We start from the raw sequence: 15355 nt of genomic DNA on the forward strand, positions 1-15355 counted from the left end.
TAAGCGATACGCCTCATTTACTGATTAACAAATTAATAAGGAATTTATTATGAAACGAACTAATGAACCTGATAAATATAGGAAAAAAATCAAGCGAAAACTATTAGCCAGCTCAATTGCTTTAGCATTAGTTTCAAGCAATAGCTGGGCTATTTTTCAGAACGGCGATTTTGAGAATGGGGATTTTAGCCATTGGGAGAAAGAGCACGGACTAAACTATAGACTTAAGGGAAATCCTCCATTCACAGCTGACAGCGTTCAAATATCAAATGGTGGAAGTTTTATTTTGAATGTTGTAAGCAACAGCTTTGATCCTAGAGCACCTCATCTAGTTTTACCGAGACAAGGTAACTTTACGGCAAAGCTTAATGATGAGATAGGTGGTAGACATATAAATCAGATATCTCAGAAAGATGTTATCACTGAAGATGACCGTGATCCATCTGATGGAAAACTACACATACGTTTCACTTATGCGGCGGTATTAAACGATCCAAATCATGCCTCCTATCAACAACCTTACTTTCATGTACAGTTGAAAGATTTAACGACAGCAGAAATATTATATGATGATATAGCTTATTCTAACCAACCTGGAAGATTATTTTACACCACTAACTTTAATGGAACTTGGAGATCAACGCCCTTTATTGATGTAGATATGATCGTTCCTGATTCATTAATTGGTCATGAGTTGGAAGTTCGGGCACTAGCTGCTGACTGCTCACAAAATGCACATGGAGGTTACGTTTATGTTGATGCCTTTGGTGCCAATAAAATCAAGCCTCAACAGGGTTGTTTAAATAATGTAAAAGCGCGTGCTAAACCAGGGCAAGTGCAAGTGACTTGGGCAGATAATGGTGCGGATGCCTACCGTATTTATCGCTCTGAAAAATTAGAAGGACCTTATATTAGTTTAGGCGAAACAACCTCAAACTACTCCACATGGCTTGATAAAACGGTCGAAGAGGGGAAGGAGTATTTTTACAATGTACGCCCACTTGACTCAGAAGGTTTAGAATCCTGTGCATCTGGTTCAGTTGTCTCAGTTGTTCCATCACCTATCGAGGCTGGAGAAGTAGCCAATAGACCACCTTATTTTGTCAGTGAGCCTAAAATAGGTGGTGATATTAAAACAGATTATCATTATCAGGCAGAAGCCTTAGATGCTGATGGTGATGATTTAACCTATAGTCTTTTAGCCGGACCTGTTGGTATGATAATCGATAGTCAAACAGGTCTAATCACATGGAAGCCCGATACAATTGGTTTTTATGAGGTCAATATTCAAGTTATCGATGGTAATGGTGGTAAAGCAACACAGTCTTATAATATTGAAGTTATTGATGATAATTTACCCCCTCAAATTACCAATCAAATCCCCACCCGTATTCCTTCTGGTAAGTACTTTAGCCATCAGGTAGAAGCTGTTGATCCTGAAGGTCAGAAAATATCTTACAGTCTTGCTAGCCAGGCATCAGGCATGACTATGAATACAAATGGTTGGATCAGTTGGAGTAACCCTCAGCCAGGTCGCTATCCTATAACTGTAGTTGTGACAGATCCTTATGGGGCTAGAGACCAACAATCTGTTGTCTTAGCTGTTAGTGGTAAACCCTCCTTTACAAGTACTCCAATTATCAATGGTACAGTTAATCAGCCCTATACTTATTTTGCACAAGCAAAAGACAGTGGTGGAGATACTATTACTTATAATCTTAGTCAAGCACCACAGGGAATGACTATCAACACTCAAACGGGTGAAATTAATTGGCAACCCTCTCAGGAGTCGGTGGAAAACATTACTGTCGAAGCGATGAATGAAGATGGCAGTGTTGCCACTCAAAGCTACGCATTAAACATCACCGCACAGGCTAATAGAGCACCTGTTATCACAAGTCAACCGAGTACCTATATTGCAGAAAATGCTGCTTATAGCTATCAAGCCAGTGCGAATGATCCAGACGGTGATAAAGTGGTTTGGTCATTAGTTAAGGGGCCTGTAGGTTTAGAGCTGAACCGTGAAACAGGTAAGCTATCTTGGGCACAGGCCATTGCTGGCAGTTACCCTATTGTGATAGAAGTCAGTGATCAACGAGGTGGTGTAGCAACACAAGAATATACACTGCGTGTTGGCCTAGATGCTAACCAACTCCCTCAAATTTTAAGTGTACCCAATACAAAAAGTAGCTTAGGTGCACCTTATCAGTATCAATTAATTGCTGTCGATCCTGATGAGGACCCGCTAACTTACAAAATAACTAAAGCTCCAAATGGTGCAACGGTTAGTAATACAGGGCTATTTACATGGAATACCCCAGTACTGGGACAGCATGACATTGAATTAACAGTCACAGACGGTTTGGCGACAGTAACACAAAACTATACACTCGTTATTACGCAAGAATCTGTTACTAATCAACCACCGTTATTAACCAGTACGCCTGAAACAAGCACAGTAGTCAATGAACTGTATCATTACCAACTTGTAGCAACCGATCCTGATGGGGATGTATTACACTATCAAATCAAAGAAGCACCTGCAGGAGCAACTATTGATGCTAATGGCCTATTCTCTTGGAAGGCAAGAGCAATGGGTAGCTATACCATTAAACTGGCTATAAGCGATGGTCATTATGAAGTAGAGCAAAACTACACGCTCGTGGTTCGTGATTCAGAACTAGAAAATCAACCGCCACAAATTATCAGTTCTCCAAAAACAGCTGGCTCAATCAATAACGAGTATGAGTATCAGTTAATTGCTGTTGATCCCGATAATGATCCACTGAGCTATTTCTTAGAGGAAGGCCCGGAGGGGATGATGTTGGACTCCCATGGTGTTGTAAAGTGGGAAAAACCAACTTTGGGCAATCATAGCATTAAACTCAGTGTTAGTGACGTACAACATAAGGTTGAACAAAGTTATACCCTCACTATTGGTGATCAAACCATTACTAATCAACCACCACAAATCACTAGTATACCTAAAATACAAGGGGTAGTTAATGACACTTATCACTACCAAGTACAAGCTAATGATCCTGACGGAGATCCGTTAACCTATAAATTAGAAGAAGCACCTGCTGGTGTAATTATCGATAATAATGGACTTCTTACTTGGTCAAATCCTATATTGGGTACTCATACCATTAAAATTGCAGTAAATGATGGTAACTACACCGTCACCCAAACCTATGATTTAGCCATTAACTCATTACCTTCTGATAACAGACCGCCACGTATTACTTCAACTCCTGTTATGGATGGCCAGGAAAATATACCTTACAACTATCAAGTCACTGCCGTTGACCCGGATAATGACCCTATTGTGTACTCATTGGTTAATGCCCCTGCAGGCATGACAATAGATGTGAAAACAGGCACCTTAACATGGGATAAACCTAGACGTGGAAGTTTTGATGTAGTTATTAAAGCCAGTGACGGGCAAGCGTGGGCTCAACAAGGCTATAAAGTTACCATCAAACCTTCAGCTACTACAGGCGGCGTTTTCACAGGTCAATTACTTGCTACACCCCAACTGGTTGAGGCAAACGAGCCTGTTACTGTGGATATTGTGCTAAATGGAGGTACAAAACCTTATGAGGTTGTAGCATTGACGCTTGATGGCAGCCCTGTAACCGTTAGTGGTAACAGCGCAACGGTCACAAGCAATCAATTAGGTTTACATACACTAGACCTGATTGCCAGAGATGCTAAAGGCAGAGAAGTTAAGCAACAAACAAGTTTTATTGTCAAAAACAAGGCTGATATCACTGCACCTACTGCGGAAATAACTGCTCCGGCTAAATCAGATAAGATTAATGTGGCAGAAATCAGCACCACAACCGATATTATTGGTACAGCATCCGATGATAACTTAGTAGAATATCAAGTTTATTTATCACCTGCCGATGAAGGCAAATGGGTTTCTGTTGCTAAAGGCAACCAATCGGTCATCAATGGTAAATTAGGTACACTCAAACCACAAACGATGCCCAACGGACTTTATGATTTACTGCTAATCGTAAAAGATGAAGGCGGCAACCAAAGCAGTGCCAAAATAGGCGTGGTTATCAGTGGAGAGCAAAAAGTAGGACAATTCTCGTTAAGCTTTACCGATCTCGATATTGATATGGGTAACCTACCTTTACGCCTGACCCGTACCTACGATACTCGTAGCCAGAATGAAAGCCTGGACTTTGGCTATGGTTGGAGCGTGAATTACCAGGATGTTAAAATTCAAACCAACGGTATACCAGGACGTGATTGGGATTTTGCGGAAATAGGTTCCGGTTTCAATAAAAAATTCTGCCCTAAGCCAGTTGGTACCCGAATGGTTACTGTCCGCTTGCCAGACGGTAAAATAGAAAAGTTTGAGCCTAAAACAATACCCGAATGTAACAGCTGGATGTCACAGTCGGCAGGTAGTTTCTTCCAGTTGGACTTTGCGCCTAAAGCAGGCACTTATTCAACTTTAGAAGCAACCGATGTTGGTATGCTACGCGTTCATGGCGGTGCTCTTTTTGATTACGACAGCTTAAACAAGGTCAACCCACAGCAATTTAAATTAACCACCAAAGATGGAATGGTGTATTACCTGGATAAATCGTTCGGTATTCGTCAAATTAAAGATCGTTACGGCAATACCTTAAGCTATACCCATAATGGTATTCAGCACTCTAACGGTGCAGGATTAATTTTTACCCGTGACAACAATGATCGCATTGTAAAAGTGGATGCTCCCGATGGCCGCGTGCTTAACTACACCTACGATGGTGATGGTAACTTAGAAGGTGCCTTTGATCCTAAACAACTAAAAACACGCTTTATTTATCAACAAAGTGCAGATTTAGTTCATCAGCTCAGTGAAATTTATGGTACCGATGGTAAACGTCTGTTTAAAGCCGAATTTGATGATAATGGACAGCTCATTAATCAAAAGGATGGTTTAGGTTATAGCGTTAATCTGGAACATGACAATGATAATAAAGTGGATAAAGTCACTGACCGTAATGGCAATACCACTACTTACGTTTACGACGATCAAGGCAATATTACCGAAGTAACAGACAGCAAAGGCAATGTGACTCAGTATACCTATGATCAATTTGGCAATGAAACCAGTGTCACCGATGCCCTAGGACATAAAACAGCTTACGAGTATGACCGCTACGGCAATGTTACCAAAGAAACCAATGCTTTAGGCTTCTCTACCGAAACCACCTATAATGCGGATGGTAATCCTACCCTGGTGACTGATGAGTTAGGCAGAGTCATCAAAAGTACCTATGATCAAACAGGTGATTTAACTCAAATCACAGATGCCATGGGTAATACAACTCATGCGAGCTACACAAGTAAAGGTGATATAGCCGTACTTACTGATCAAATGGGTAATACAACACGTTTTGGTTACCAAGACAGCAACGGCAAACGGCTAAAAGTATCAGAGACCAATGCCGCAGGTAATGTAACCCGTTTTGAGTACGATAAAAACGGTAATGAAACAGCGCGTAAATACAATCTAGTGATTGACGGCAAAGCCACAGAAATGGTTACCCGTAAAACCTACGATGATAATGGTAATGTATTAACTTACACCAATGAAAATGGCTTAGTCACCACCTATCAATATGACGACTTGAACCAACTGATCAAAGTTACCGATCCTTTAGGGCAAGCAACCCAATACACCTATAACGAACGAGGAGAACAAACTCAAACCCTTTACCCTGATGGTAAAATAGACAGCACCACCTTTGACAAAAATGGTAATGAGGTCAAAACGTGTGTAACGGGTATTTGTACCGAAACAACCTATGATGAGGCTGATCGCCCCATACAAGTCAAAGATGCATTAGGCAATATTACGCAAACCCAGTATGATGCTGTTGGCAATGCCATAGCAACTGTTGATGCCTTAGGCAATACGACCCAGTATCAATATGATGCGCTAGGCCGTCAGATCAAACTCATTGATGCGTTGGGCAATACCACGGAATCAAATTATGATGCGGTGGGTAATCTAACCAAGCAAACGAATGCATTAGGTAATAGTAGTACAACCTTGTATAACGACAATAACCAACCGATCAAAAAGGTCAATGCACTTGGTCATAGTGTGGGTTATGAATATGACAAAGCAGGTCGAAATACAGTCATTATTGATGCATTACAAAACAAAACAGCCTTTAGTTATGATGTGTTAGGACAACTCTTTCAGGTCAGTGATGCTTTAAACAATAAAACTGTTTATGGCTATGATACACAAGGTCGTCAAACCTTACAAAGTGATGCGAATCGTCATACCACACGCTTTACCTATAACAAAGTAGGGCAACGTATTCAACGCACGCTCCCCGAAGGGCAAAAAGAAAGCTGGGAATACAATGCCATAGGTAATGTTACCAAGCATACAGACTTTAATGGTAAGGCTACAGGTTATACTTACAATACCAGTCAGCAGTTAGCCGCATTAAATTATCCTGATAAACGCGCTATTAGTTATAGTTATGATACCCTGGGTAATGTGGCTAAAGTCAGCGATAGTTTAACTGGTGATCTTGACTATACCTATGATCAACTGGGGCGTATTACCCAGGTTTCATCACCTCTTGGTCAATTGTCTTATGAATGGGATGGCAATGGTAATAAAGTATCTCAGCAAGTAAATACGCAAGGTAGCTTTAGTTATGGATATGATGCGTTAAACCGCTTAACCAGCATCACAGCAATAGACGGTAGCGTCACCAGCTTTGAATACGATAAAGTCGGTAATCGTACCCAAATCAACCGCAGTAATGGTACGCAAAGTGTGATGACCTATAACAAGGCCAATCAGCTCACCAGCATCACCCATCAAAAAGGCAGTAAAGTACTCGCTAAGTTTGAGTATACACTTGATGAAAATGGTCGTCGCACTCAGGTAGATGAAACCATTGATGGTGTACAACGTAGTGTTAGTTATCAATATGATGTTACGGGTAAATTATTAGCAGAAACCATCCTGCAAGCAGGTCAGCGTAATAGCATGGCTTATACCTATGATGCAATGGGTAACCGTTTAACAAAAGTCGCGAATGGTATAACTACCCACTACAGTTATAACAGTAACGATCAGTTAATCAGTGAAACAACGGCTGATGTCACTACTTCTTACGCGTGGGATAATAATGGTAATCTGATTAAGAAAACCAGTCCTGAGGGAGAAATATCTTATTCATGGAGCAGCAGTAATAAGCTAATTGCCATTGATGATCAGGTTAACCGGCGACAAGTGTCTTATCAATACGATGGACAAGATAATCGTATCGGTAAAGTAACTAAACAAAATGGGCAAACCATTGAAACACAATACTTAGTCGATAGCGAACGTCCTTACAGTGAAGTGGTGTTAGAACGTACACGTGTAGATCAGGGTGCCTGGAGTGAAACCCTTTATGTGCATACGCCTGAGGGCTTAGGTGATTTACTTACCCAAGACCAAACAGGGCAAGTGAACCATCTTTACCAGGATGCACAGGGTTCTACTCGTCTGGTAACCGATCAACAAGGTTCTACCCAATCAATTATTGATTATGATGCCTTTGGTAATGCGCTATTAAGCAGTAAACCTGACAGTACAATCAAGCACCGTTATGTGGGTGAGTACCTTGATCAGGACAGTGGCTTTTATCACTTAAGAGCCAGAGATTATGATCCGAAGATTGGGCGGTTTGTAAGCAGGGATAGTTTTGAGGGTGTTAGGAATAATCCGATTACATTGAATCCTTATCTTTATGCTCATGCTGAGTCTGTCAATATTATTGACCCTAGCGGGTATATGGGACTGATAGACCTAAATGTTTCAATGATGAACTCCCTTCAAACACTTGGCACTAGAATGGCCTACTTTATGAATTTATATGATAAAGTACAAGCTGTATCTGGATTTATTGAGCTTATTTCAGGTGCAAATAGTATTATGGGTGTTATTCAAGGACTATCTGCTTTAGACTTTGACATAAATGGACACCCTAGTAATGCATCTGTTGACTATAAAGAGGCCATTCAAAATTTTACATACAATTTACCAGGAGCTATTGGTAGTGGATTAGCAGATTGGGCTTCCGGCTATAGTAGAACAAAAAGGAAAGGAGGAAAACTAAAAAGCTTTTTAATTTATATGCCTATGTTTAAAAATCTAACAGGAAAAAATCAGAAAACTATTCCAACAGGGGCCAAAATCAGGTTTGGTAATGAAAAAGTACCTATTAAATTAGTTTTTGGTGCAAAAAAAGAGGCGAGTGGCCAGTTATTCGGTTTGGGCATGGACATGAAAATAACACGCCAATTAATTAGAATGGATCATCATACTCCCGCGCCAGATCATGGTGGACTAGATGGAAAGAAAAAAGGTGAGTTAAATTATTGGATAGATGGTAATTTCCATTATCATATTTTAAAATGGAATCAATAAAAGACAATTTTATTAAGGATAAAAGATGAAACCTCCTATATGGGAAACAGTGTATTATGATTCGGCAGATTATTGGATGCTAATATCATTTATGACATTAGAACCAGAGCAACAACTGCAATATTTTGAATATCCACCTTTAAATCAAAATGACAAAGATTATAATAGGCCTACGAAAAATGTCCTTAGAGCACTTGTTATTTCATTAGGAGGGCGAAGTTTTATTGATGATTTTGATGATGATGATGAAAATGTTTTAAAAAAAGACGAGCAGTTTCATAAATTATTAGATGAACGTGATAATACTGTTTTTTCTTATGAAAGTTTTATGGAGTCTGATTATTGGATAGAACTTCGCAAAGCAGCGAAAGAACTCTTAGATGCAACAGAGGTAGGGTTTTATCCAGACATTCCTAAGCCTATAGAATTTGATTATTTAGAAGAGTTAGTTGATCCGCCTGAATTTTGGGATTAAAAACTATTTATTAACAGGGATTACAGTATGTAATCCCTGTTTTATGTTTTCTGCATAGGCAAACCATACACATGAAACATAATACTTAGTAGATAGTGAGTGTCCTTACAGTGAAGTGGTGTTAGAACGTACACGTGTAGATCAGGGTGCCTGGAGTGAAACCCTTTATGTGCATACGCCTGAGGGCTTAGGTGATTTACTTACCCAAGACCAAACAGGGCAAGTGAACCATCTTTACCAGGATGCACAGGGTTCTACTCGTCTGGTAACCGATCAACAAGGTTCTACCCAATCAATTATTGATTATGATGCCTTTGGTAATGCGCTATTAAGCAGTAAACCTGACAGTACAATCAAGCACCGTTATGTGGGTGAGTACCTTGATCAGGACAGTGGCTTTTATCACTTAAGAGCCAGAGATTATGATCCGAAGATTGGGCGCTTTGTGAGTAGGGATAGGTTTGAGGGTATTAGGAATAATCCTCTAACGCTAAATCCTTATCTTTATGCTAATGCCGATCCTGTTAATGGTGTTGATCCTAGTGGGCATTTCGGACTAGGAGGGATGATGGCGGCAATGGATATCAGATCAACATTGTCTAATATTCAAATTGATTTTGGTATGAATCTTTTTGATGGAATCATGGATCCTAATAGTGTTGCTAAAAATATGGCAGTAAGTACTGGAATTCTTGTTCTTGGTGGAACAGGTGTTAAGCTCTTAAAAATGCTTTCAGGTAAGTTTAGAGCTATGATATCTAAAGTAAAATATGTAAATATTGCACCTAGAAAACTTACAACAGTTGAAGTTGGTTTGGATAATATTAAAGGGATAATATTTGATGCTACTTATCAAGTTAAAGATCATGTCGCAACAATACGTGTTAATATGATTGACGTACAATCAGCTGGAGGTAAGATATCAAACCCCGCGCGTATTATGAATAACTTTGCCGAACTTGCTAAAAAAGATGGTGCTGTTATGCTTCGTGTAGAAGGGACTATCGCCAACCCCGCATTATATGAAATTCTGCAAAGAAGATATAATATGGTCTCTAACGGTGCTCATGACTCATTTGTAATAGATTTAATCAGTAAAATTTAAAAGGAGATTGCGATGAGTGATATAATTACTACAGAATTATATGCAAAAAAAATATTAAAAAAAAGATTGATGTTTTTTAATTATTATAATGCTGAAGATAAATATGATGATAGATTAGGAAAATATTTTGGTTATTATGAGAATAATCAAAATGGAGATGATTGTTTATATTTTTATGATCTAGGCATTTGTTGGAAACAAAACAATAAAGATATTATTATATTTTATAAAAATATCAAATCCCACCGACTTGAAGATGGGAAGGCGAGTCTTGCTTTACTAATAGACTTAGACGATGGCTCTACTATAAGACTACCTGTTAAAGGAAAACGGGATAAATTCGTAGACTCTTTACAAATGCATACTTTTTTTGGAAGTATCTTAGGAAGAGTTTATAAAATCAATGAGTAGTAATATTTAAAGTAGTATTAAGTGAATTCAATATAGCTACACATATAATCCCTAAGAGGGCAGACTCTCTCTTAGGGATTTTTTATATAGTAATTTATTATGGCGTATTACACAATATTTAACAGTACTCGCTAAGTTTGTGTATACCCTTGCGTCGCACCCAAGTTGATGAGTTTCTTGATGGTGTACAACGTAGTGTTAGTTATCAGTATGATGCTACGGGTAAATTATTAACAGAAACCATCCTGCAAGCAGGTCAACGTAGCAGTATTGCTTATACCTATGATGCAATGGGTAACCGCTTAACAAATTCGCGAATGGTATTACGACCAACTACAATTATAACGCTAATGATCAGTTAATTAGTGAAACAACAGCAGGTATCACTACAACCTATGCATGGGATAGTAATGGTAATCTGATTAAGAAAACCAGCCCTGAGGGAGAAATATCTTACTCTTGGAGCAGTAGTAATAAGTTGTTAAGCATTGATGATCAGGTAAATCAACGTCAAGTTTCTTATCAATATGATGGTGAAGATAAACGTATTAGTAAGACTGTTAAGCACAATGGGCAAATTATCGAAACGCAATACTTAGTCGATGGTGAACGTCCTTACAGTGAAGTAGTGTTAGAGCGCTCTCGTATTGATCAAGGCAATTGGAATGAAACGCTTTATGTGCATACCCCTGAGGGCTTAGGTGATTTGCTCACCCAAGATCAAACAGGACAGGTAAATCATCTTTATCAAGATGCCCAAGGTTCTACGCGTTTGGTAACGGATAAGCAAGGTTCTACCCAATCAACCTTTGATTATGATGCCTTTGGTAATGCGCTATTGAGCAGTAAACCTAACAGCACAATCAAGCACCGTTATGTGGGTGAATACCTTGATCAAGACATCGGCTTTTATCACTTAAGAGCAAGGGATTTTGATCCGAAGATTGGACGGTTTGTGAGTAGGGATAGGTTTGAGGGTATTAGGAGTAATCCAATTACGTTGAATCCTTATTTATATACGCATGCCGATCCTGTTAATGGTGTTGATCCTAGTGGATACTTTTCTCTTGGAGAACTCAATATTTCAATGGATATGATGAACTCCCTTCAAACACTTGGCGCTAGAATAACTTACTTTATGAATTTATATGATAAAGTACAAGCTGTAGCTGGGTTTATTGAGCTTATTGCAGGTGCAAATAGTATAATGGGAGTTATTCAAGGATTATCTCCTTCAGACTTTGGGATAAATGGACACCCTAGTAGTGCATCTTTTGACTACCAAGAGGCCATTCAAAATTTTACATACAATTTACCAAGAGCTATTGGTGTAGGAATATCAGATTGGGCTTCCGGCTATAGTACAACAAAAAGGAAAGGTGTAAAACTAAAAGGCTTTTTGATTTATATGCCTATGTTTAATACTCATATAGGAAATACTCAGAAAACTATTCCAACAGGGGCCAAAATCAGGTTTGGTAATGAAAAAGTGCCTATTAAATTAGTTTTTGGTTCAAACGCAAGAAAGGCTAGTGGCCAGTTATTTGGTTTAGGCATGGACATGAAAAAAACGCGCCAATTAATTAGAATGGATCATCATACTCCCGCACCAGATCATAGTGGATAAAAGGAAAAGAAACATTATGAGCCAGAATATTGGATAGATGGTAATTTCCATTATCATATTTTAAAATGGAATCAATAAAAGACAATTCTATTAAGGATAAAAGATGAAACCTCCTATATGGGAAACAGTGTATTATGATTTGGCAGATTATTGGATGCTAGTATCATTTATGACATTAGAACCAGAGCAACAACTGCAATATTTTGAATATCCGCCTTTATATCAAAATGACAAAGATTATAATAGGCCTACGAAAAATGTCCTTAAAGCACTTTTTCTTACATTACAAGACCTAAATTTTACTTATGATTTTGATGATGAAAATATTTTAAAAAAAGACGAGAAATTTCAGAAATTAATAAGTGATCGTGATAATACTGCTTATTCTTATGAGAGTTTTATGGAGTCTGATTATTGGATAGAACTTCGCAAAGCCGCGAAGGAACTCTTAGATGCAACAGAGATAGGGTTTTATCCTGACATTCCTAAGCCTATAGAATTTGATTATTTAGTAGAGTTATTTGATCCGCCTGAATTTTGTGATTAAAAGCTATTTGTTAACAGGGATTACAATATGTAATCCCTGTTTTATGTTTTCTGCACACAATAGGCAAACCATTAAGCAGTAACCTAATAGTACAAATCAAGTTAATGAAAAAGTATCTATTAAATTAGTTTTTGTTGCAGAAAAAGAGGTGAGTGGCCAGTTATTTGGTTTGAGCATGGACATGAAAAAAACACGTCAATTAATTAGAATGGATCATCATACTCCCGCGCCAGATCATGGTGGACTAGATGGAAGAAAAAAATTGAGATAAATTATTGGATAGATGGTAATTTCCATTATCATATTTTAAAATATAATCAATAAAAGATAATTCTATTAAGGATAAAAGATGGAATCTCCTCCTATATGGGAAACAGTGTATTATAATATTGCAACATATTGGATGCTAATATCATTTATGACATTAGAACCAGAGCAACAACTGGAATATTTTGAATATCCACCTTTAAATCAAAATGACAAAGATTATAATAGGCCTACGAAAAATGTCCTTAGAGCACTTGTTATTTCATTAGGAGGGCGAAGTTTTATTGATGATTTTTGGGATGATGAAAATGTTTTAAAAAAAGACGAGCAGTTTCATAAATTATTAGATGATCGTGATAATACTATTTATTCTTATGAAAGTTTTATGGAGTCTGATTATTGGATAGAACTTCGCAAAGCAGCGAAAGAACTCTTAGATGCAACAGAGGTAGGGTTTTATCCAGACATTCCTAAGCCTATAGAATTTGATTATTTAGAAGAGTTAGTTGATCCGCCTGAATTTTGGGATTAAAAGCTATTTGTTAACAGGGATTACAATATGTAATCCCTGTTTTATGTTTTCTGCATAGGCAAACCATACACATGAAACATAATACTTAGTAGATAGTGAGTGTCCTTACAGTGAAGTGGTGTTAGAGCCATCATACTCCCGCACCAGATCATAGTGGATAAAAGGAAAAGAAACATTATGAGCCAGAATATTGGATAGATGGTAATTTCCATTATCATATTTTAAAATGGAATCAATAAAAGACAATTCTATTAAGGATAAAAGATGAAACCTCCTATATGGGAAACAGTGTATTATGATTCGGCAGATTATTGGATGCTAATATCATTTATGACATTAGAACCAGAGCAACAACTGCAATATTTTGAATATCCACTTTTAAATCAAAATGACAAAGATTATGAGAGGCCTACGAAAAATGTCCTTATAGCACTTATTATTTCATTAGAATACCGAAGTTTTATTGATGATTTTTGGGATGATGAAAATGTTTTAAAAAAAGACGAGCGGTTTCATGAATTATTAGAAAATATGGATGATACTGTTTATTCTTATAAAAGTTTTATGGAGTCTGATTATTGGATAGAACTTCGCAAAGCAGCGAAAGAACTCTTAGATGCAACAGAGGTAGGGTTTTATCCAGACATTCCTAAGCCTATAGAATTTGATTATTTAGAAGAGTTAGTTGATCCGCCTGAATTTTGGGATTAAAAGCTATTTGTTAACAGGGATTACAGTATGTAATCCCTGTTTTATGTTTTCTGCATAGGCAAACCATACACATGAAACATAATACTTAGTAGATAGTGAGTGTCCTTACAGTGAAGTGGTGTTAGAGCCATCTTTCTCCCGCACCAGATCATAGTGGATAAAAGGAAAAGAAACATTATGAGCCAGGTTATTGGATAGATGGTAATTTCCATTATCATATTTTAAAATGGAATCAATAAAAGACAATTCTATTAAGGATAAAAGATGAAACCTCCTATATGGGAAACAGTGTATTATGATTCGGCAGATTATTGGATGCTAATATCATTTATGACATTAGAACCAGAGCAACAACTGCAATATTTTGAATATCCGCCTTTATATCAAAATGACAAAGATTATAATAGGCCTACGAAAAATGTCCTTAGAGCACTTTTTCTTACATTACAAGGGTTCAGTTTTATTGATGATTTTTGGGATGATGAAAATGTTTTAAAAAAAGACGAGCAGTTTCAGAAATTAATAAGTGATCGTGATAATGCTGCTTATTCTTATGAGAGTTTTATGGAGTCTGATTATTGGATAGAACTTCGCAAAGCAGCGAAAGAACTCTTAGATGCAACAGAGGTAGGGTTTTATCCAGACATTCCTAAGCCTATAGAATTTGATTATTTAGTAGAGATATTTGATCCGCCTGAATTTTGTGATTAAAAACTATTTATTAACAGGGATTACAATATGTAATCCCTGTTTTATGTTTTCTGCCCACAATAGTGGATAAAAGGAAAAGAAACATTATGAGTCAGAATATTGGATAGATGGCAATTTCCATTATCATATTTTAAAATGGAATCAATAAAAGACAATTCTATTAAGGATAAAATATGGAATCTCCTCCTATATGGGAAACAGTGTATTATAATATGGCAACATATTGGATGCTAATATCATTTATGACATTAGAACCAGAGCAACAACTGCAATATTTTGAATATCCGCCTTTATATCAAAATGACAAAGATTATAATAGGCCTACGAAAAATGTCCTTAGAGCACTTTTTCTTACGTTACAAGGGCGAAGTTTTATTGATGATTTTTGGGATGATGAAAATGTTTTAAAAAAAGACGAGCAGTTTCAGAAATTAATAAGTGATCGTGATAATGCTGCTTATTCTTATGAGAGTTTTATGGAGTCTGATTATTGGATAGAACTTCGCAAAGC

Annotated in this window: 11 protein-coding genes; all 11 read left to right on the forward strand. The window is 37.5% G+C overall.

Features of this window, described 5'->3' with window-relative positions; translation table 11 throughout:
• Window positions 1-49 precede the first annotated feature (49 nt).
• Window positions 50-8458, forward strand: coding sequence for a putative Ig domain-containing protein (locus tag GY065_RS05320; protein ID WP_174833345.1), 8409 nt, complete (start codon window positions 50-52; stop codon window positions 8456-8458).
• A gap of 25 nt (window positions 8459-8483) precedes the next feature.
• A complete protein-coding gene (locus GY065_RS05325; RefSeq protein WP_174833346.1) occupies window positions 8484-8933 on the forward strand; it encodes a hypothetical protein in 450 nt (149 codons plus the stop codon).
• Window positions 8934-9051: 118 nt separating this feature from the next.
• Window positions 9052-10038, forward strand: coding sequence for an RHS repeat-associated core domain-containing protein (locus GY065_RS05330; RefSeq protein WP_174833347.1), 987 nt, complete (start codon window positions 9052-9054; stop codon window positions 10036-10038).
• Window positions 10039-10050: 12 nt separating this feature from the next.
• Window positions 10051-10449 (forward strand): hypothetical protein, encoded by a 399-nt coding sequence (locus GY065_RS05335; RefSeq protein WP_100116782.1) that lies wholly within the window; start codon window positions 10051-10053, stop codon window positions 10447-10449.
• Between the two features lie 149 nt (window positions 10450-10598).
• Window positions 10599-10811: a hypothetical protein gene (locus GY065_RS05340; RefSeq protein ID WP_174833348.1), complete on the forward strand. Its 213-nt coding sequence runs from the start codon at window positions 10599-10601 to the stop codon at window positions 10809-10811.
• Between the two features lie 116 nt (window positions 10812-10927).
• On the forward strand, window positions 10928-12076 hold the full coding sequence (locus GY065_RS05350; protein ID WP_174833349.1) for an RHS repeat domain-containing protein: 1149 nt from the start codon (window positions 10928-10930) through the stop codon (window positions 12074-12076).
• A 103-nt stretch (window positions 12077-12179) separates the two neighbouring features.
• Window positions 12180-12623, forward strand: coding sequence for a hypothetical protein (locus GY065_RS05355; protein ID WP_100115797.1), 444 nt, complete (start codon window positions 12180-12182; stop codon window positions 12621-12623).
• 349 nt (window positions 12624-12972) lie between these two features.
• Complete coding sequence (locus GY065_RS05360; RefSeq protein ID WP_174833350.1) at window positions 12973-13422, forward strand: hypothetical protein; 450 nt, start codon at window positions 12973-12975, stop codon at window positions 13420-13422.
• A 264-nt stretch (window positions 13423-13686) separates the two neighbouring features.
• Window positions 13687-14133 (forward strand): hypothetical protein, encoded by a 447-nt coding sequence (locus GY065_RS05365; protein WP_174833351.1) that lies wholly within the window; start codon window positions 13687-13689, stop codon window positions 14131-14133.
• Between the two features lie 264 nt (window positions 14134-14397).
• Window positions 14398-14844: a hypothetical protein gene (locus GY065_RS05370; protein ID WP_174833352.1), complete on the forward strand. Its 447-nt coding sequence runs from the start codon at window positions 14398-14400 to the stop codon at window positions 14842-14844.
• A gap of 173 nt (window positions 14845-15017) precedes the next feature.
• Window positions 15018-15355, forward strand: a 338-nt coding sequence (locus tag GY065_RS05375) for a hypothetical protein (protein ID WP_174833353.1), incomplete at its 3' end; no start/stop codon positions are given.

The sequence above is a fragment of the Snodgrassella sp. ESL0323 genome, assembly GCF_013346865.1.
Classification (GTDB): domain Bacteria; phylum Pseudomonadota; class Gammaproteobacteria; order Burkholderiales; family Neisseriaceae; genus Snodgrassella; species Snodgrassella alvi.